At 62.1% G+C, this 18743-nt stretch carries 17 protein-coding genes; 7 read left to right on the top strand and 10 right to left on the bottom strand.

All coding sequences use genetic code 11. From position 1 onward, the window contains the following. Window positions 1-21 precede the first annotated feature (21 nt). From ATE40_RS05680 to ATE40_RS05700, 5 genes are read right to left on the bottom strand one after another with little or no spacing between them, the layout of a single operon-like run. A complete protein-coding gene (locus ATE40_RS05680; RefSeq protein WP_063919166.1) occupies window positions 22-741 on the bottom strand; it encodes an enoyl-CoA hydratase/isomerase family protein in 720 nt (239 codons plus the stop codon). Continuing rightward, window positions 734-1906: an MFS transporter gene (locus tag ATE40_RS05685; protein WP_063919167.1), complete on the bottom strand. Its 1173-nt coding sequence runs from the start codon at window positions 1904-1906 to the stop codon at window positions 734-736. Before ATE40_RS05685 ends, ATE40_RS05680 begins: the two co-directional genes overlap by 8 nt. Beyond that, window positions 1903-3114 carry a 5-aminolevulinate synthase gene (gene hemA / locus ATE40_RS05690; RefSeq protein WP_019456446.1) on the bottom strand — a complete coding sequence of 404 codons (1212 nt, stop codon included), beginning with the start codon at window positions 3112-3114 and terminating at the stop codon, window positions 1903-1905. The genes ATE40_RS05685 and hemA overlap by 4 nt, the downstream gene beginning before the upstream one ends. 15 nt (window positions 3115-3129) lie before the next feature. Beyond that, window positions 3130-4341 carry an acetyl-CoA C-acyltransferase gene (locus ATE40_RS05695; protein WP_063919168.1) on the bottom strand — a complete coding sequence of 404 codons (1212 nt, stop codon included), beginning with the start codon at window positions 4339-4341 and terminating at the stop codon, window positions 3130-3132. Between the two features lie 9 nt (window positions 4342-4350). Further along, window positions 4351-5880, bottom strand: coding sequence for a 3-hydroxyacyl-CoA dehydrogenase NAD-binding domain-containing protein (locus tag ATE40_RS05700; RefSeq protein WP_063919169.1), 1530 nt, complete (start codon window positions 5878-5880; stop codon window positions 4351-4353). Between the two features lie 347 nt (window positions 5881-6227). Between ATE40_RS05700 and ATE40_RS05705 the strand changes: the two genes are divergently transcribed. The 3 genes from ATE40_RS05705 (at window position 6228) to ATE40_RS05715 (ending at window position 8407) form a co-directional block, all read left to right on the top strand. After that, window positions 6228-6944 carry a LuxR family transcriptional regulator gene (locus ATE40_RS05705; protein WP_025160334.1) on the top strand — a complete coding sequence of 239 codons (717 nt, stop codon included), beginning with the start codon at window positions 6228-6230 and terminating at the stop codon, window positions 6942-6944. Window positions 6945-7123: 179 nt separating this feature from the next. Next, window positions 7124-7552: a universal stress protein gene (locus ATE40_RS05710; RefSeq protein WP_019456450.1), complete on the top strand. Its 429-nt coding sequence runs from the start codon at window positions 7124-7126 to the stop codon at window positions 7550-7552. A 171-nt stretch (window positions 7553-7723) separates the two neighbouring features. Continuing rightward, window positions 7724-8407 (top strand): hypothetical protein, encoded by a 684-nt coding sequence (locus ATE40_RS05715; RefSeq protein WP_063919170.1) that lies wholly within the window; start codon window positions 7724-7726, stop codon window positions 8405-8407. 46 nt (window positions 8408-8453) lie between these two features. Here the strand turns inward: ATE40_RS05715 and ATE40_RS05720 are convergent, their stop codons facing one another. The 5 genes from ATE40_RS05720 to ATE40_RS05740 all read right to left on the bottom strand — a co-directional run bounded on the left by ATE40_RS05720 (window position 8454) and on the right by ATE40_RS05740 (window position 14743). Further along, window positions 8454-9467 carry an Ldh family oxidoreductase gene (locus tag ATE40_RS05720; RefSeq protein ID WP_025160333.1) on the bottom strand — a complete coding sequence of 338 codons (1014 nt, stop codon included), beginning with the start codon at window positions 9465-9467 and terminating at the stop codon, window positions 8454-8456. A 19-nt stretch (window positions 9468-9486) separates the two neighbouring features. Continuing rightward, window positions 9487-11052: an APC family permease gene (locus tag ATE40_RS05725; protein ID WP_063919171.1), complete on the bottom strand. Its 1566-nt coding sequence runs from the start codon at window positions 11050-11052 to the stop codon at window positions 9487-9489. 15 nt (window positions 11053-11067) lie between these two features. After that, window positions 11068-12705, bottom strand: a complete 1638-nt coding sequence (locus ATE40_RS05730; protein ID WP_063919172.1) for an aldehyde dehydrogenase (NADP(+)) — start codon at window positions 12703-12705, stop codon at window positions 11068-11070. 54 nt (window positions 12706-12759) lie between these two features. Further along, window positions 12760-13680: a dihydrodipicolinate synthase family protein gene (locus ATE40_RS05735; protein WP_019456455.1), complete on the bottom strand. Its 921-nt coding sequence runs from the start codon at window positions 13678-13680 to the stop codon at window positions 12760-12762. Window positions 13681-13888: 208 nt separating this feature from the next. After that, window positions 13889-14743, bottom strand: coding sequence for an AraC family transcriptional regulator (locus ATE40_RS05740; protein ID WP_019456456.1), 855 nt, complete (start codon window positions 14741-14743; stop codon window positions 13889-13891). Between the two features lie 389 nt (window positions 14744-15132). Between ATE40_RS05740 and ATE40_RS05745 the strand changes: the two genes are divergently transcribed. From ATE40_RS05745 to ATE40_RS05760, 4 genes are read left to right on the top strand one after another with little or no spacing between them, the layout of a single operon-like run. Next, entirely contained in the window at window positions 15133-16080 is a 948-nt protein-coding gene (locus ATE40_RS05745) for a 4-hydroxyproline epimerase (RefSeq protein ID WP_063919173.1), read from the top strand. Continuing rightward, window positions 16080-17204, top strand: coding sequence for an NAD(P)/FAD-dependent oxidoreductase (locus ATE40_RS05750; protein ID WP_063919174.1), 1125 nt, complete (start codon window positions 16080-16082; stop codon window positions 17202-17204). Before ATE40_RS05745 ends, ATE40_RS05750 begins: the two co-directional genes overlap by 1 nt. Then, complete coding sequence (locus tag ATE40_RS05755; protein ID WP_019456459.1) at window positions 17201-17461, top strand: (2Fe-2S)-binding protein; 261 nt, start codon at window positions 17201-17203, stop codon at window positions 17459-17461. The genes ATE40_RS05750 and ATE40_RS05755 overlap by 4 nt, the downstream gene beginning before the upstream one ends. After that, entirely contained in the window at window positions 17454-18722 is a 1269-nt protein-coding gene (locus ATE40_RS05760; RefSeq protein ID WP_063919175.1) for an NAD(P)/FAD-dependent oxidoreductase, read from the top strand. Before ATE40_RS05755 ends, ATE40_RS05760 begins: the two co-directional genes overlap by 8 nt. Window positions 18723-18743 lie beyond the last annotated feature (21 nt).

The following is an 18743-nucleotide window of genomic DNA, read 5'->3' on the forward strand; positions in this document are numbered from 1 at the left end:
CAGGCGAGCCGGCAAGGAGGATTAACGCCGGGCGGCCGCCTGGCGCAGGCGCTCGACCGGCGCTTGTTGAAAGTCGAACGATGGCGCTTCGCGCTGCGTCAGCCCCTGGCGCACGATGGCCTTGACGGCCAGGCTGGCGTCACGGTCTTTCCCGGCGATCTGCTCGGCGATGCGCAACGCTTCTTCCCGGGCCGAACTTGCGCTGATGCGGGAAATGGCGCCGTGTGACAACGCTTCCTGTGCGCTGACGGTTCTGCCGGTCAGCAGCCAATCCAGCGCCACGTAGGGCGAAACTCGCGTCGGCAAGCGGGCGCATCCTCCCTGGGCGGCGACTAACCCAAGCCCGGTCTCGGGAAAGCTGAAGCGCGCATCGCACCCGGCGACGATCAGATCGCACGCCAGCGCCAGCTCAAAGCCGCCGCCGTAGGCGATACCGTCAACGGCGGCGATGATCACCTTGCCGATCTGCGCATGGATCAACCCGCCAAATCCCTCCGGCGTGACGATGGGCAGTTCGCCCTGACGAAAGGCGTTAACATCCATGCCGGCGGAAAATACCGTCGGTTGACCGGCCAGGACGATAGCGCGCACCGAGTCGTCGCTGTCCGCCTGGCGCAGGTAGGTGCGGATCAGTTCGGCCATCTGCAGGTTGATGGCGTTCTTTTTTTCCGGCCGATTGAGGGTGATGACCGCAACCTGCGCGCCGTGGCGCTCATAAAGCACCGGCGGTGATTCACTCATCGATGGCCTCTCCCCGGAAAAAGAACAGCGTCAGCAGCAGGGCGATGGCGCCGAGCGGCAGCGAAAACAGCGGCAGATAATAGGCCGGCAGCGCGTAGAGCGTCAGGCCGCCCAGCATGCCGCCCGCCGCGATGCCGGCGTACAGCACCGAGCTGTTGAGCGACACGGTCAAGGCGCCAAAGCGTTTCGACAGCGATAACAAGTGGTGCTGGATCGGCACCAGATACATCCAGCCGGTGATACCCCAGACCAGAAAGATGACCAGCACCCACCAGGGCGAGGTGACATAAAAGGCCAGCAGAAACAGGGACAGCGTCTGGATCGCCACGGAAAACAGCAGCACGAATTTGCTGCCGAGGGCGTCGGTCAGCGCGCCGGAGGCAAAATTGCCGATCACCGCGCCAATGCCGAATACCAGCAGCGCGAGGGGCAGGATCGCCTCCGGGCCGAACTGGGTGTTTTTCAATAATACGCTGACGTAGCTGTAGACGATGTGCTCCGAGCAAACGGCAAAGAAGGTGATCAGCAGCGTGGTCAGCACCGCCTTTTGCCGCAGCGGGGCGAGCCGCTCTTTCAGCGAATGCTTGCCCGGCGGCGCAATGGCGCGCAGCGCCAGCGAAAGACCGAGCAGCGCAATCACTCCCAGCAGGGCGATGAACAGGAAGATTTCGCGCCAGCCGATCAGTTTGGCGAGAAAGGTGCCGAACGGGATGCCGAGCGCGATGGCTAGCGTCATGCCGCCATAAACGATGGAAATGGCCAGGCCGCGGCGTTTTTCCGTCACCAACCCCACCGCGGCGGCGGCGGCCTGCGGCGTATAGCAGGCCGCGCCCAATGCCGCCAACACTCTGCCGAACGAGATCTGCAGGTAGCTGGTGGCCCAGGCGCAGGCCAGATTGCCGGCGATGAACAGCACCAGCGCCAACTGCAGAATATGCTTGCGGTTGACGTTGCCCAGCAGCCAGGCGGTCAGCGGCGCGAACAGCATATAAGCCAGCGCGAATACCGATATCAACTGCCCCGCTTGCGCGGGGCTGACGGCAAAGGTTTCGGAAATGTCGCTGAGCACGCCGGCGACGATAAAGGCGTCGGTGCCGATGGCGAAGGTGCCGGTCGCCATCAAACAGAGCGTGACCAGATGGCCGTTATAATCCGCTAACTTCATCCCGCCCTCCGCAGATCGTTCGCCGCCCAAACCTGTCCCAGCGCCGCCAGAAACGTTTCCACGTCGGCATGGGAGTGCGCCGAGGTCGGCGTCACCCGCAGCCGCTCGCTGCCGGCGGGCACCGTCGGGGCATTGACCGGCTGCACGTAGATATCATGCTCGTCGAGCAGCACCTGACTGATGTGCTTGTTGCGGTGCGGATCGCCGACCAACAGCGGCAGGATGTGGCTGTCGGCCGATACCAGCGGGATGCCGGCGGCGCGCAGGCCGGTTTTTAGGTGATCGACGATCGCCAGCAGGTGCTTGCGCTGGGTGTCATGCTCGAGGTTGTATTTGAAACTGGCCAACGCCGCAGCGACCACCGGCGCCGGTGACGAGGTGCTGAACACGAATGCCGGCGCCCAGCTGCGCACCGCCTCCACCACCGAGCGGGGCGCGGCGATATAACCGCCCGCTGCGCCGTAAGACTTGCCGAATCCGCCCTGAATAATGGTGATTTTATCCAACAGGCCCAGCTGTTCGGCGTAGCCCAATCCCCGTTCGCCGTACACGCCGGCGGAGTGGATCTCGTCGAGATAGGTCAGCGCCTGGTACTGTTCCGCCAACGCCACGATCTGTGCCAGGGGAGCAAAGTCACCGTCCATGGAATACAGCGACTCGAAGGCGATCAGCTTTGGCCGCGCCGGGTCGGCGGCCTGCAGCAGTTCGGCGAGGTGCGCCACGTCGTTGTGGCGGAAGATTTTTTTCTCCGCTTTGCTGTAGCGGATGCCATAAATCATCGAGGCGTGATTCAGCTCGTCGGAGAACACGATCAGATCGGGAATGGCGTCGCACAGGGTGGACAAGGTGGCGTCGTTGGCGCCGAAACCGGTGGTGAACAGCAGCGCCGACTCTTTGCCGTAGGCGCTGGCCAGCAGCGTTTCCAGCTCGCTGTGATAAACCGAGGTGCCGGAAATGCTGCGGGCGCCGCAGGTGCCCAGCCCGACGCGGTTAACCGCGTCGGTGGTGGCCAGCAGCACCTTGGGATGGTGGCTCATCGCCAGATAGTCGTTTGAGCACCAGACGTTGAGACGACGCTCGCCTTGTTGCCCGTGACGGGTGGCCCAGGGTTTGTCCTGCACGCCGCGCTCAAGATTGAGGAACTCGCGAAAGCGCCCCTGTCTTTTGGTTTCTGCCAGCTTTTCTTCAAGAATGTTCAGTACGCTCATAGCATATTCCTTGTGTTAAACGGCTTTAAGGCTTAATGACAGACCCTGACCGACGCCGACGCACATCGTCACCAATGCATTGCCGGCCTGCCGATCGCGTAATTCCAGCGCCGCCGACAGCACCAGACGCGCGCCGGACATCCCCAGCGGATGGCCGAGTGCGATGGCACCGCCGTTCGGGTTGACGCGTGCGTCGTTGGCGTCGATGCGCCAGTGTTTCAGCGCCGCCAGCACCTGTGAGGCGAACGCTTCGTTAATCTCGATGATGTCGAAGTCGTGCAACGTGAATCCGCCGCGCTGCAGCAAACGCTCGGTGGAGGCGATCGGCCCCAGCCCCATCAGCGCCGGTGCAACGCCGGCGGCCGCGCTGTCGCCGATCTCCGCCAGCGGTTGCCACCCCTGGCGTTTCACGTAGCGGCCGGAGGCCAGCAGCAGTGCGGCGGCGCCGTCGTTGATGCCGGAAGCGTTGCCGGCAGTGACCGAGCCGCCGGCGGAGAACGCCGGTTTCAATGCCTGCAGCTGTTGCAGCGTGCTGAGGCGGGGGAATTCATCCTGCGCGAACAGGCGGGTGGTTTTACGATCGGCCGGCACTTCCACCGGCGTGATCTCCCGCGCCAACCGGCCGCTGTCGATCGCCCTGCGGGCCTTTTGCTGCGAGGCCAGCGCGAACAGATCTTGTTCCTCACGCGAGATATGCTGTTGTTGGGCCACGTTTTCCGCCGTGATGCCCAGCGGATCGCTGCCGTAGCGTTCCGCCAGACGCGGGTTAACGAAGCGCCATCCCAGCGTGGTGTCGTACAGCTTTACCCCCTTATCGAACGGCGTTTCGCTTTTGCTCAGCACATAGGGCGCGCGGCTCATGCTTTCCACGCCGCCGGCCAGGATCAGTTCGCTGAGGCCGCTGCGAATTTTCGCCGCGGCGTAAATCACCGCATCCAATCCGGAGGCGCAAAGGCGGTTGAGGGTAATGGCCGGCACCGACTGATCCACCCCGGAAAGCAGCGTCGCCATGCGGGCGACGTTGCGATTGTCTTCACCGGCCTGGTTGGCGCAGCCCAGCACCACTTCGTCCAGACTCGCCTCTGACGCCGGATGGCGCTGCAGCAGGCTGCGAATGATGGTCGCCGCCATATCGTCGGGGCGGGTCTGCGCCAGGCTGCCGCCATAGGCGCCGATCGCCGTGCGCGTGCCGTCGATCAGATACACACCGTCATCTTTAATGCTCATCGTTGATCCTTAAGGCGTGGTGGTCAGCGCCGGTTGGGCGGCGTGCAGAAGGGTGTAATGCGGCGCATAGCGGGCCGCGTGCAGCAGCTGCGCCAGGTTGCTCAGCGTCGTCCTGACGTTTTTCTCCCCCAGGCGAGTGAGCCAGCCGAAAATGCCGTCGGCGTAGTTCACGCCGGCGACGGCGGCGACATCGATGTCTTCCCGGCTGCAGACGCCGCTTTCCACCATGATCACCGACTCGTTGATCAGGCTGCTGAGGACGCGGGCGACGATCAGCGCCGGGGAGTCCTTGATAAATTCAACCTGCGGAAGCGCGGTGTGCAGCAGGCGCAAAAACAACGCCTTATTAGCCGCAGAGGCGTGGCGGCTGTGCGCCGCCACCAGATACGCCGTGTCGGCGTAGTTCAGGGCGACATCGACCACAAAGGCGTCCGCCGCCGTCTGCTCGGCCAACTGATTTGCCGTGCGGCCATCGGTGACGCTGACGGTGAAAGCGTCATTGACCTGAATGGCCGCTCCCAGGCCCGACAAGGCCGGCCGCTGTTCCACGCGCAACTGCGGCCATTGCAGTGCGGCTCGCTGTTGCAGCAGGGTAAACAAAGGGTGTTCGCCGTAAATGCGCAGCGTCTCGACATCCGCCTCGGCGGCGGCCTCAACCGGCGGGGCGGTTTCTTCGGCGGAAAAATAGGAGCGACCGTTCTTTTTCCCCAGCAGCCCGGCATCGACCAGCGAACGCTGCAGATGGCCGGGGGTATAGCGCGGGTCGTACTGCATGTCCTGCCAAATTTGCCGGCTGACCTGATAGTTGATGTCCTGGCCGATAAAATCGGTCAGCTCGAGCGGCCCCATGCGAAAGTGTCCGCCGGCCTTGAGGGCGCGGTCGATCTGCGGCGCGCGCGCCACGTGCTCTTCCAACAGGCGAAAGCCTTCCAGGTAGTAGGGGCGGGCCATACGGTTGACGATGAACCCCGGCGTAGCCTGGCAGACGACATCGCGTTTCCCCAATGCCGCCACCAGTTGGCGGCAACGTTCAGTGGTGGCTTGGGTGGTAAAGTAGGCCGGAATGATTTCAATCAGCTTCATTAGCGGTGCGGGATTGAAAAAGTGCAAACCGATAAAGCGTTCGCTGTGGGTCACCGCCGTTGCCAGCTTATTGAGCGACAATGAGGAAGTATTGGTGGCGATCAGCGTGTCGGGTTTGACCGCCGCAGCGATGGCGGCCAGCACCTCGAGTTTGGCTTGCTCTTGCTCGGCGATAGTTTCGAGCACCAAATCGCTGTCGACGATAGCTTCAAACACCGATGAGAACTGCAGATTGGCCAGCACCGCGTCTTTATCCTGCGGCGCGAGCCTGCCCTGTTCGACCTTTTTGTCCAGGTCTTGCACGATATATTCACGAGCCTGAATGAGGGTATTGCCGTTGCGATTATAAAGCACCGTACGAATGCCTTTTTGCGCGAAAAGATAAGCGATGCCTCTGCCCATCGTTCCCGCGCCGATAATCGCAGCCGATTGAATTGCCGCATTACGTTCTGCCATAGAAAATCCCCGTCACTGTATGCCATGCGAAATTCGCAAATGCTTATTATCTCTTTGGATTTACGGCGGCACCGGGTGCCTGTGAGGAAAGTAATTGGCGGTGTGTTGGCTGTCTAACGGTAAAAATGACAGGTTTACGCGCTGGAGGGTTTATGCTATTCGCGTAGTTTTCCCGTGTAGCGTAATAAAAAGGCGTATTCTGAGGCCAATAAACGGGAGAATAGCTTTTTTCGTTATAGCCTTGGTATTTTTTATTATATGAAACGGCTACTGACGCCAGGCGGCGATATCCTATAGTGAGTCTGACCTATCGATAAATCGGCATCGCTATCTGGAGAACTCGCGTTATGGATACCCGCACTCAACGGCTCATGGCGGAGGTGATTGGCAGCTTAACCGATCGCGAACGTTTTCTGACGCAGCTGGGGCCCTGCGCCGAGGCGTTGGGGTTTGATTACTTCTCCTACATCGTTTTTTCCTGCTACCCGGCCAGCCGGCCCAAAATGCTGATCGAGGGGAATATCCCTGCGAGCTATCTCGAGGAATATCGGCGGCAGCGGGCCTATTTGCAGGATCCGGTCATCGAGCGCGCCCACCATTCCACGCTGCAGTTTCAGTGGGACGAAAGCTTTTATCACCAGTGGCCGGCGATGTGGCGGCGTATGGCGCAGTTTGGCCTGTGTACCGGTTGGTCGCAGTCGGTCAAGGATTGCTATGGTCGCCTCGGGATCCTGACTTTTGCCGGCAAGACGCTGCCGCAGCAAACGCCGCAAGCGCGCGCGGCCAACGAAACGTTTTTCCTTTGGCTGGCGCAAACCGCCCACAAAACGCTGCGTGAAGCGTTGATATCGGTGAACGACGAAGCGATAAAAGATGTGCTGACGCTGCGCGAGAAAGATATCTTGCGCTGGTGCAGCGAAGGGAAAACGGCGGAAGAGATCGCGTTGCTGATGGGGGTGAGCGAACGCACGATCAACTTCCATATCGGCAACTCGATTAAAAAGCTTTCTGTCGCCAATAAGACCGCGGCCACCGCCAAAGCGGTTTATTTACAGCTGATTTAACGGTGAGGAATAAATAATTAATCGCCTATCAGTTAGCGGCGCGGTGTTTATATTTTGTTAAATTAAACATTGTCCTTGTCAGTATTTACCCCCGATCACAAAAGTGCGATAAAGCGGTTCACCGCGCTGGTGCGCGGCAGTATTCTGTAGGCACCCGCTTTACATAGAAAGGATGTGATATGTATAAGACTATTTTGGTGCCGATAGATATTGAAGAAGATCTGTTGACTGAACATGCGTTGAAGCATGTGGAATATTTGGCGAAGATGTCCGGCGCTAAAGTGCATTTCTTCCATGCGTTGCCGGATGCTTCGGCCTTTGTTACCGCCTATTCATTTGGCCTCAAGGAGTTTGAGAATCAGGCGGAAGTGAAGGCGGTGGACAAGCTGAAGAAAATCATGTCGGAGATCGATCTGCCGTTGGATCGCCTCAACTACACCGTGAGCTTCGGTTCGGCGCGCGATCAGGCGCTGGAACTGGCGGAAGAGATCGACGCCGATCTGATCATTATCGGTTCTCGTCGCCCGAGCGTGAAAACCTATCTGCTGGGCTCCAACGCCGCCGCTATCGTGCGCCATGCCAACATCTCGGTGATGGTAGTGAGATAACCCCCCTCAAGCCCGCCGTTTTCAGGCGCGTTCTGCGGTTGCAGAGCGCGCTTTGCGTTTTTTTGCCATCTCAGCCTGAACTGCTACGATTTTAGCTGACGTTTTATCGGTGTAATCCGGTCTGCCGGCCTTACACGTTTTCATCTCAGCCAGACCAGAAGAGGGACAGCCATGCCATTAGAGGCCAACGGGATCATTAAGGGCGATCGAGGTGCCGAACCGGGCAAGTGGCAGCATACGCCCACTACGCCGTCAGTGACATTAACCTGGCACCACACCATTCCCTGGAATTGCCTGCGCGCGGTATGGAATGGTTTAGTGGCGGGAGAACATTGGGAGGCGCTGGCAGAGTATATGCAGTTGATCAGTGTGCCAAATTACGCGGGCGTGCTTCAGCAGATTAAAGATAAAAATGTGCATGACCGCGATGGACTGCACACGCTGGTGACCTGGCAAGGATGGAATATTGTTGAAGGGCCGGGCAGCGAATATCGCCAGCAAGGGGATGATCCCGGGGAGAAGTATGAGCATTGGTCCGGCAAAGGGATGAGCGGCAACCAACTTTCGACGCTGCAACAGGTTAACGTGCTCAATCTTTGCATGGCGCCGTTCGCCGCCTGCGCGCTGGATCCGGCCACCAATGCGCCGGAGATCAAGCGGGCAGAGGCGGAGCACCTGCGGCGAGTGATTAAGCAGGTCAGGCCCACGTTGAAAGGCAAAGCCCCGATGCTGTGGAAAGAGAGCATGTGGCATAACGTGCAGCAGGGCAAGGTGGATAAAAAGAATGTCGGCAAATGGGCGACAAAACCGATCTGGCGTCGGCGTTTGCATACCGATTTAGTCCAGACCGGTTGATTAAGGCGGGCCCGCGATGACGCTTATCGCGAGCCCAGAGCGGCGCTTATTGGCACAGTGCCGCTATTTCATCGTACAGCGTTGCGGGAATCGCTACCCCCGACTGCTCGCTTTGTCTGCGACGCTGATAGCGCCGTTCGCCGGGGATGCGTGCGCCTTGCGCCTGCATCTCGGCAAACATTGTTTCCGCCGCGGCGAAATACGTCTCCTTATCCGCACCGAGAAAACGTTCGGGATCCAATGCGATGATCAACTCACCGCCGTAAGGCGACGAACCGGTGCCGCCGTCATAAGCCAGCGATTCCTTGCTGGTCATATCGCCGATCAGCGGGCCGGCCAGCAGTTCCACCATCGCCGCCAGCGCCGAGCCTTTATGTCCGCCGAAGGTCAGCATTGCGCCCTCCAACACGCTGGCGGCGTCGGTGGAGGGGTTGCCTGCTTTATCAATGCCCCAGCCTTCGGGTAACGGGGTGCCGGCGCGGCGATGCAGCTCGATTTCGCCGCGCGCCGCCGCGCTGGTGGCCATGTCGAACAGAAACGGCGGCCGCTGCGAGCGCGGCCAGCCGAAGGCGATGGGATTGGTGCCGAATAGCGGGCGAGAGCCGCCGGCCGGTGTCACCCAGGCGTGGCTGGGCGTGCAGGCCAGGGCCACCAACCCCTGTTCGGTCAGCGGTTCGATGTCGGCCCACAGCGCAGAGAAATGCACGCAGCGATTGATCGCCAGGGCGGCAATGCCGTTGGCGCGTACCTTATCGATAAAGGCCGGCAGCGCGGTGCGGTAAGCCAACAGCGAAAAGGCGCCGCCGGCGTCGACCCGCAAGATGGCCGGCGCCTGGTCGACCAACCTGGGCTGGGCATCGGCGGAGACTTTGCCCGCCTGCAGTGAGCGCACGCAGCCCAACAGCCGATACAGCCCGTGCGAAGCGCAGCCGTCGCGTTCGCCTTGCGTGACATTTTGCGCTACCGCTTCGGCGTGAGCCTGATTGAAGCCGTTGCTGCGCAGCGCGCGCAATGCCAGTTGATAAGCCTGTTCCAGCGACAGAACGTGCATGGATGTCATCTTGATCTCCTCCCTGGGGTCACTCTTCTTCATCGCCGATAAAATTGGCCTGGGGTAAACAGGTATAGGCGCCCCAGTAGTAAATCGCCAGCGCGATCGCCGCCATGGTGAGGGTGTCCCACGGGTGGGCAATGGCGCCGATGCCGCCGAAGCTGCTGAGATAGGAAAGCGCGATCACCAGCGCATAGAAGACGATCAGCCACAGCGAGGACCTGATTTGTTGCCTGAGACTAACGGCGTGGGTCGGCACCTGATTCTTGAACAGGATGTAGATGAAGAACATCAGGATCTGCAAACCGAGCAGCCAGGAAACGGTATCCCAGCCGGACCAGAAAACGATCAGCGCCGAAATGATAAATGACAGCGGGCCGAGTACGCAGAAACCGCGCACCCTGAACGGACGCGGCATATCGGGCGCATTGCGCCGCAGCCCGGCGGCGGTGACCGGCGCGATGGCGTAGCTCAGCACCAGCGCGGCGGACACCACGCCGATCAGTTTTTCCCACGACGGGAACGGCAGCGTCCAGAATACCGAGAGGGCGAAGGTCAGCCACAGCGCCGGGCGCGGGATGCCGGACTCGCCATCCACCCGGGTGAATAGCTTGAAGAAGGTGCCGGCGCGTGCCCAACCGTAGATCACGCGAGGCGTGGCGTTCATGTAGATGTTGCCGGTGCCGCTCGGCGAAACGATCGCGTCGCTGACCACCAAAAACGCCAGCCATCCCATGCCCAACGTGATGGCGATATCGCGGAACGGCAGGGAGAACTGTTGGCTGATGCCGGCCCAGCCGCCGCTCAGCATCTCGCTGGGGATACTGCCGAGAAAGGCTATCTGCAGCAGCACATAGATGATGGTGGACAACACGACCGACAGGATCAGCGCGATGGGGATGGTGCGCTGCGGTTTTTGCACCTCGCTGGCGACCGAGATGATCGGCGTCAGACCGAGGTAGGCGAAGATGATGCCGCCGGCGGAAATGGCGGCTTCAACCCCGGCGGAGCCGAAGGGGGCAAAGCCCTGGCTGTGCAGGTTTTCCGGTTTGAAGAAGCCGAACAGCACCACGATCACCAACAGCGGCACCAGAAACTTCAGCACGCTGATCAGGTTATTGGATTTGGCGAAGGTTTTGACGCTGTAGTAGTTGAGCGCGAAGAAAAAGCACAGCAGCGCCAGCTGCACCAGCCAGCCGATCGGCGTCGGGTCGCCGGAACCCGGCTGGCTGAGGAACGGAAACCAGGCGGCGGCGTACTGTCGGGCGGCGACGACTTCGATGGCAATGAGGCTGGAGAAGGCGATCAACGTAATAAACCCCAGCAGATAACCCATCAACTCGCCGTGCGAGAACACCGGATAGCGAATGATGCCGCCGGCGCGCGGCAGGGCTGCGCCGAGCTCGCAGTAGACGATGCCGAGCAGCAACACCGCCAGGCCGCCGATCAGCCAGGAATAGATGCCGGCAGGGCCGGCGATGGAGGAGACATGGCTGGCGGCGAACAGCCAGCCGGAGCCGAAGATGGCGCCCAGACCGATGAACGTCAGATCGGTGAGCGTAAGCTGCTTCTTGAATTTGCCTTGGGTTGTCATGGTGTGACCCTTTTGTTATTGGCAGATGCGGCCGGGCTGGTGTTGGGCAGGTGAAACTATGGGATCTCGGGTATAAACGCCGTTCACCAGCCGCAGCAGGTTGAGCGGGTTAGCGTCCTGCAGCGGCGGCGGCAACAGCGCCGCGGGGGTGTTTTGCAGACAGATCGGCCGCAGAAAACGCTCGATGGCCAACGTGCCTACCGAGGTGCCGCGCGCGTCGCTGGTCGCCGGGTAAGGGCCGCCGTGCACCATGGCGTCGCACACCTCTACCCCGGTCGGGTAGCCGTTGAACAGCACCCGACCGGCTTTGCGCGTCAGCAATGTCGTCAGCCCGGCTGCCATGTCGAGATCGCCGTCATCCGCCAGCAGCGTGGCGGTTAACTGGCCTTGCAAGGCCGCCAGCGTCGCATGCAGCTGCGCTTCGTTATCCACCGCCACCAGAATGCTGACCGGGCCGAATACCTCCTGTTGCAGCAGCGGGTCGGCCTGCAGCAGCAACGCGCCCTCGGCCCGATACAGCTGCGCCGCTGCCCGATGAGGAGGCGTTTCGCTTCGGCCCGCCAGACGCCGCATGCCCGGGTGCGCATCGAGGGCCGCCAGCCCGTGGCGGTAGTGCTCCAGCGTGCCGGCATTCAGCATTGGCTGCGGTTCGGCGGCGTTGACCAGGGCACTCATCGTTTCGATCAACTGTTCGAAGGCGGCGCCGCGCAGCGCGACGATCACGCCGGGCTTGGTGCAGAACTGACCGCAGCCGAGTGTGAAGGAAGAGACCAGTTCCTGCGCGATGCGTTGGCCGCGCCGCGCCAGCGCCTGCGGCAGGATAACCACCGGGTTGATGCTCGACATTTCGGCGAAGACCGGGATCGGCTGAGGGCGTTGCATGGCCAGATCGAACAACGCCCGACCGCCTTGCAACGAGCCGGTGAATCCCACCGCCTGAATCGCCGGATGCTGTACCAGGCCGGCCCCCACGCGGTTGCCGAAGATCATGTTGAAGACGCCGGCGGGCATGCCCGTGCGTTGCCGCGCGCGCTCGATCGCCTGAGCGGTCAGCTCAGCGGTGATCATATGGCCGCTGTGCGCCTTGAACACGACCGGGCAACCGGCGGCGAGCGCGGCGGCGGTGTCGCCGCCCGCGGTGGAAAAGGCCAGCGGGAAGTTGCTGGCGCCGAACACCGCCACCGGACCGAGTGCCGTGCGATATTGGCGCAGGTCGGGACGCGGCAGGGGGGAGCGCTGCGGCAATGCGCAGTCGATGCGCACACCTTCGACGTCGCCGCGCCGTAGCAGCGTGGCGAACAGCCGCATCTGGCCGCTGGTTCTGGCGCGCTCGCCGCTCAACCGCGCCGGCGGCAGGGCGGTCTCCTGCGTGGCGAAGGCGAAGAAGGCCTCATCCAAGGCATCCAGCTCCTCGGCGATGGCGTCGAGAAAGTTCGCGCGCCGCTCGGCGCTGAGTTGCGAATAAGGCGCAAAGGCTGCTGAGGCGGCTTCGGCGGCGGCAGCGATTTCCTCCGCCGTAGCCTGATGGAAACGGTAGCCGGTCGGCTGACCGTCTTCGGCGCGCAGGCTCAGCAGCACCGCTTCTTCCGCCGCGCGGCGCTGGCCGCCGATAAAGTGTTGGCCGCTGATGGCGGCGTAGCGATCGTTGGGCATCGGTACCCCCGGTAGAAAAAGAGTGACGCCCGACATGGCCGGGCGGTGAAGGCGTTACAGACCGACGTTCGGCAGCGCGGGGCGGGTGGCCAGCGCTTTATCGATCACGGCGTTGATTTCGGTGAGCGTTTCCCCCTGCAGCGCCAGGCGCGGTGGGCGAGTGACGGCGCTGCCGCGGCCGACCCGTTGTTCACACAGCTTGATGCACTGCACCAGATCGGGGCGGGCATCGAGATGCAGCAGCGGCATGAACCAGCTGTACAGCGCCAACGCCTCCTCATAGCGTTTTTCCTTCGCCAGACGGAACAGGGTTTCCCCTTCGCGCGGGAAGGCGTTGGACATGCCTGAGATCCAGCCTTGTGCGCCAACGGCGATGCTCTCCAGCACCACGTCGTCCAACCCGGCGAACAGCACGAAGCGATCGCCGACTGCGTTGCGCAGATCGATAAAGCGGCGTGTGTCGCCGGACGAGTCTTTGAAACACACGATGTTCTCGCAGTCGACCAGCGAGGTCAGGATGTCGGGCGTGACGTCGTTCTTGTAAATCGGCGGGTTGTTGTAGACCATGATCGGCAGATCGGTCGCGCCGGCGACGCTGCGGAAGTGCGCGGCGGTTTCGTGCGGCTTGGCGGAATAGACCAGCGCCGGCATTACCATAATGCCGTCGACGCCGGCCTTTTGCGCTTCGCGCGCCATGTTCTGCGCGAAGGCGGTGGTGAACTCGGCGATGCCGGCGATCACCGGCACTTTGCCGTCGGCGGCGTCTCTGGCCACTTCGATCACCGCCAGCTTTTCCTGCACCGTCATCGAGGTGTTTTCACCGACGGTGCCGCATACCACCAGGCCGGAGACGCCGTCGCGCACCAGGTTTTTGATCACCGTATGGGTAGCGTCGAGATCCAGAGTGAAATCGTTGCGAAACTGGGTCGTCACCGCCGGGAATACGCCGCTCCAGCTTAGGGTTTTATGGCTCATGGTGTTTGTCCTGTCGTTCGAAAGTGTTAATGAAAAGTGAACCGTTGGTGAAACTCACCGACAGATTGACCGGTATTGCACAGGGAGGCTTGACGCTTTTCGCCGATTGCCACGACGAAATTGGCACAGTAGCGCCAAGAGGCGGGCATGCGAAAATCAGGCGCCGGTGCGCCATGAGAAGATGTTTTTAATCTGGTAGATCAGCGCATTAAGCGGAAAGCGTCAGACGGAAATCGCGCGGCGTGGAGCCGGTCATCGCTTTGAACTGACGGCTGAAGGCGCTGTGATCGGTATAGCCGCACTGCAGCGCGATGTCGGTGATCGGCAGATCGCCGGCCAGCAGTTCCGTGGCCTTTTCCAGCCGTACTTTGTGGATCATCTGGCGCGGGGTGAGGTGGAAGATGCGTTTACAGTAGCGTTCGATCTGCGCCACCGACAAACCGGTCAGCGCCGTCAACTCCTCGAGCGCGATCGGCCTGGCGTAGTGGCGGCGGATGTGCACGTCGATCGCCGCCAGTCGTTGATAAGCAGGGTGATTGGCTCTGGCTTCCTGCAGGTCGTGGGAAATGCCCGCCATGCCGATGACTTTTCCCTGTGCGTCGTACAGCGCCAGCTTTTGCGTCAGGCACCAGCCGGTTTCACGGCCGTTGTACAGATGCATTTCCAGCTGATCCTGGATCAGCACGCCGTGGCGCAACACCCGCAGATCCTGCTCGGTATAGCCGGAACCGAGCTGCGCGGGAAACACGTCGGCGGACGTCTTGCCCAGCAGCGGTGTGACGGTCTTGAAACCGCAGCGCCTGGCCAGCGTCAGGTTGGCCAGCAGGTAGCGGGCCTGGGCGTCTTTGATAAAGAACACCACGTTGGGAATCGCGTTCAGCAACGGTGCGATCAGCGCCAGCGTATTCAACAGATCGCGCAGGTTGTTCGGGCGCTGCTGCGCCAGCCCATCGCACAGGCGCGACAGATGCTCGACGGCGAAAATGTCCTCCTGTTCAGGCTGCCCCGCGAGCGAAGGCGGCGAGAGAGAAACCTGAGGCTGAGGGGCTGAAGTGGTTCGCATAGCATTCCCTTTTCGATCGTTAGCCGGAATAACAGGCGGGCCAGGTTGGCGCTTTCGCATCAATATTAACTTTCCTGTAACGAATCAAGCGCTATTTCCGGCCGGTTATTAAATATGCGGATTGCCGCATACTTTTGTCGCGCTGCGCTTGGCGGTTGCTTGAAAACTGCGGCGTCTCTCGCTACTCGGTGGTTTAGCATGAAAGTAAGGCTATGATAAATAAGTTATTGTTATGGCGTTCGTTAAACTCATACCCGCGACGCGCCAGGTCTGACGTTTATCACTGTGCTGATTTCTTCATTCGCCACGCCGAAACGCATCAAGCCGTCATGCTCGCATTCGTTCAGGCTACTGCTATTGGTAACATCTCATTAACCCTGGAGACGCCGATGGCACTTTCAGCGCATATCACCGCTTTGCGGGCGATCGATTCTCATACCGGCGGGGAGCCGACCCGGCTGATCGTCGAAGGTTTTCCCGATCTCGGTGCAGGCAGCATGGCGGAACGGCGGGCGAATTTCGCGCAACATTATGATCACTGGCGCTGTGCGGTGATGCTCGAACCGCGCGGCAATGACGTGTTGGTGGGGGCGCTGCTGTGCTCTCCCTGTTCGCCGCAGGCCACCGCCGGGGTGATCTTTTTCAACAACGCCGGCTATCTGGGCATGTGCGGCCACGGCACTATCGGGCTGATCGCTTCGCTGGCGCACCTGGGGCGCATCCGCGCCGGGCGCCATCTGATCGAGACCCCGGTCGGCCCGGTAAACGCTACGCTGCACGATGACGGCAGTGTGACGGTGGAGAACGTGGCGGCTTATCGTTATCGCCATGAGGTGCGGGTTGAGGTGGCGGGTTATGGCTCGGTGACGGGGGACATCGCCTGGGGGGGCAACTGGTTTTTCCTGATCGGTGAGTCGCCCTTGTCCATCGATAAGCAAAATTTGGAGGCGCTGACCGCGTTCACCTGGGCGGTGCGGCAGGCGCTGGAGCAGGCGGGCATCTGTGGTGAAGACGGCGGGGTGATAGATCATATCGAACTGTTCGGTGACGACCCGCGGGCCGACAGCCGCAGCTTCGTGTTATGCCCCGGCAAAGCCTACGATCGATCGCCGTGCGGCACCGGTACCAGCGCCAAACTGGCGTGTCTGGCGGCGGACGGCAAACTGCCGCCGGATACTCCCTGGCGGCAGGCCAGCGTGATCGGCAGCGAATTCCAGGCCTATTATCGCTGGAACGGCGAGCGCATCACGCCCTATATTCGCGGGCAAGCCTACGTGTGCGCTGATAGCCAACTGCTGCTCGACGAACGCGATCCCTTCGTCTGGGGCATACGCTGATGGGGACGGGGCGGGCAGCCGATGCGATCGTGGTGGGTGCCGGCATCATCGGCGCCGCCTGCGCCTGGCGGTTGGCGAGGGAAGGCTATCGTGTCTCGGTGGTGGACGATCGCCGCGCTGGCGCCACCGCTGCCGGCATGGGGCATTTGGTGTGCATGGACGATAATCCGGCCGAGCTGGCGCTGAGCGCTTATTCACTGCGGCTGTGGCGTGACGTGACGGGGCGGATGCCGGAAGAATGCGCCTGGCGCGGCTGCGGTACGCTGTGGCTGGCGGATAAAGCCGATGAAATGGCCATCGCCGAACAAAAGCGGGCGCGGCTGGCGGAGCGGGGCGTGGTCGCAGAGCTGCTGACGGCGGAGCAGATCGCCGCCATCGAGCCGATGTTGCGGCCTGGCCTGGCCGGTGGGCTGCGAGTGCCGGGAGACGGTATTTTGTATGCGCCGCAGGCGGCTCGCTGGCTGTTGGCCGATGCTGGCGCGGCGATCGACGTGGTGCAGGGTGAAGCGGTCGCGCTGGACGAGCAGACGGTGCGGTTGGCGGATGGCCGAGAGTTGGCTGCGCCGGTGGTGGTTTTGGCCTGCGGCCTGCGGGCCAATGTCTTGTTGCCGCAACCGTTGCTGCACGCCAAAAAGGGGCACCTGGCGATCACCGATCGCTACCCAGCGCGGGTGCGGCATCAGCTGGTGGAGCTGGGGTATGGCGCCAGCGCGCACGCCAGCGACGGCACATCGGTGGCATTCAATGTGCAGGCGCGGCCTACCGGGCAATGGCTGATCGGTTCTTCCCGCCAATTCGATTCCGTCGACTCGTCATTGGATATGCCGCTGTTGGCGGCGATGCTCATGCGTGCGCAGCATTTCTTGCCCGCATTGGCGCAGATGAACATCATTCGCTGTTGGACCGGGCTGCGCGCCGCCTCGATCGACGGGCTGCCGCTGCTGGGCGCGCATCCGCACCATCCCTGGCTGTGGCTGGCGTTGGGGCACGAAGGGTTAGGCGTCACGACTGCGCTCGGCAGCGCCGCGTTGATCGCCGCGCAGATCGGCCGGCAAACGCCGGAGATTGACGACTCCCCGTATTTGGCGGCGCGGGCATTTGCCGCCGAGGAGCTGGCTGTATGAACGAAAGGCAAAACACGCTCATGTTGAGCATCGACGGCGAACCCTGCCGGGTGCCGGTTGGCATCAGCGTTGCGGCGGCGCTCAGTCTGTGTGGCGCCGATCGTTGTCGGTTATCGGTTTCACGCCAGCCGCGCGCGCCATTTTGCGGCATGGGCGTTTGTCAGGAATGTCGGGTGACCATAAACGGCCTGCGTCGTTTGGCATGCCAGACGCTGTGCCAGTCCGGCATGCGTATCGAGAGGAGCGATGATGAGTGACTTTGACTGCGAAGTGCTGATCGTCGGCGCCGGGCCGGCCGGCATGGCGGCAGCGTTGGCTGCGGCGGAGAGTGGGGGGCTGGTGCGGGTGATCGATGATAATCCGCGCCCCGGCGGGCAAATTTGGCGCGATGGGCCGCAGGTGATCCTGCCTAAGGCGGCGAACCGCTATCGGCAGGCGCTGGCGGCGCGGGAAAATATTGTGCTGCAGTCCGGTTGCAAACTGGTGGCGCGGTGCGGCGCCGATCGATTGGCGTATGAAGACGCAGAAGGCTGTGGCGTGATTCGCTATAAAAAGCTGATTTTATGCCATGGCGCCCGCGAACTGCTGCTGCCGTTTCCCGGCTGGACGCTGCCAGGGGTGACCGGCGCAGGCGGCTTACAGGCGCAAATCAAGCAGGGGCTGACGATGCGCGGCGAGCGGGTGGTTATCGCCGGCAGCGGTCCGCTGCTGCTGGCGGTGGCGCGCAGTGTGAAGCAGGCCGGCGGCGAGGTGGTGCTGGTGGCTGAACAGGCGCCGCTGTGGCGGTTGGCGGCGTTCGCCGGCGGCCTGTGGCGCTGGCCGGGCAAGCTGCGTCAGGCCTTCTCTCTGATGCCAAGCCATTATCGCGCCGGTAGCCGGGTGCTGGCGGCCTTGGGGCAAGAGCGCTTGGCGTCGGTGCGTGTCGAGATTGGCGGGCGGGAAAGTACGGTGGCCTGCGACAGGCTGGCCTGCGGCTTCGGTTTGGTGGCGAACATTGAGCTGGCGATGCTGCTGGGGTGCAGAATAGAACACGACGCCGTAGCGGTTGATCATTGGCAGCAAACCAGTCTGGTGCAAGTTTATGCCGCCGGGGAGTGTACCGGCATCGGCGGCAGTGAATTGGCGCTCACCGAAGGCGCCATCGCCGGTTATGCCGCCACCGGGCAGCAGGAAAAAGCCGATGCCCTGGCGGCGCAACGGCGGCGGTGGCGTCGTTTCGCCACGGCGACGGCGAGCGCCTTTCGGCTCGATGAACGCGTGAGCTCACTGGCCAAACCGCAGACGTTGCTATGCCGCTGCGAAGACGTCACGTTGGAACAGGTACGTCATCAGCCGGATTGGAACACGGCCAAGCTGAGCAGCCGTTGCGGCATGGGGGCCTGTCAGGGCAAGGTTTGTGCGGCGGCGGCGCGGCAACTGTTGGGATGGCCTTTGCCGGCGCCGCGCGTTCCTTTAACGCCGGTGAGAACGGAAACGCTGGCTGCTCTGGGGAAGCTCTGCAGCAGCGACGATAACTGATGGGACATTGCCGCAGTGGCG

It is taken from the genome of Serratia surfactantfaciens, from assembly GCF_001642805.2.
GTDB lineage: Bacteria > Pseudomonadota > Gammaproteobacteria > Enterobacterales > Enterobacteriaceae > Serratia > Serratia surfactantfaciens.

Coding starts and splice junctions, on each gene's coding strand:
- ATE40_RS05685 (WP_063919167.1), bottom strand. CDS start 1,906: ATGAAGTTAGCGGATTATAACGGCCATCTGGTCACGCTCTGTTTGATG.
- ATE40_RS05725 (WP_063919171.1), bottom strand. CDS start 11,052: ATGACAACCCAAGGCAAATTCAAGAAGCAGCTTACGCTCACCGATCTG.
- ATE40_RS05755 (WP_019456459.1), top strand. CDS start 17,201: ATGAACGAAAGGCAAAACACGCTCATGTTGAGCATCGACGGCGAACCC.
- ATE40_RS05695 (WP_063919168.1), bottom strand. CDS start 4,341: ATGAGCATTAAAGATGACGGTGTGTATCTGATCGACGGCACGCGCACG.
- ATE40_RS05715 (WP_063919170.1), top strand. CDS start 7,724: ATGCCATTAGAGGCCAACGGGATCATTAAGGGCGATCGAGGTGCCGAA.
- ATE40_RS05700 (WP_063919169.1), bottom strand. CDS start 5,880: ATGGCAGAACGTAATGCGGCAATTCAATCGGCTGCGATTATCGGCGCG.
- ATE40_RS05745 (WP_063919173.1), top strand. CDS start 15,133: ATGGCACTTTCAGCGCATATCACCGCTTTGCGGGCGATCGATTCTCAT.
- ATE40_RS05720 (WP_025160333.1), bottom strand. CDS start 9,467: ATGACATCCATGCACGTTCTGTCGCTGGAACAGGCTTATCAACTGGCA.
- ATE40_RS05735 (WP_019456455.1), bottom strand. CDS start 13,680: ATGAGCCATAAAACCCTAAGCTGGAGCGGCGTATTCCCGGCGGTGACG.
- hemA (WP_019456446.1), bottom strand. CDS start 3,114: ATGAGCGTACTGAACATTCTTGAAGAAAAGCTGGCAGAAACCAAAAGA.
- ATE40_RS05710 (WP_019456450.1), top strand. CDS start 7,124: ATGTATAAGACTATTTTGGTGCCGATAGATATTGAAGAAGATCTGTTG.
- ATE40_RS05730 (WP_063919172.1), bottom strand. CDS start 12,705: ATGCCCAACGATCGCTACGCCGCCATCAGCGGCCAACACTTTATCGGC.
- ATE40_RS05760 (WP_063919175.1), top strand. CDS start 17,454: ATGAGTGACTTTGACTGCGAAGTGCTGATCGTCGGCGCCGGGCCGGCC.
- ATE40_RS05680 (WP_063919166.1), bottom strand. CDS start 741: ATGAGTGAATCACCGCCGGTGCTTTATGAGCGCCACGGCGCGCAGGTT.
- ATE40_RS05750 (WP_063919174.1), top strand. CDS start 16,080: ATGGGGACGGGGCGGGCAGCCGATGCGATCGTGGTGGGTGCCGGCATC.
- ATE40_RS05740 (WP_019456456.1), bottom strand. CDS start 14,743: ATGCGAACCACTTCAGCCCCTCAGCCTCAGGTTTCTCTCTCGCCGCCT.
- ATE40_RS05705 (WP_025160334.1), top strand. CDS start 6,228: ATGGATACCCGCACTCAACGGCTCATGGCGGAGGTGATTGGCAGCTTA.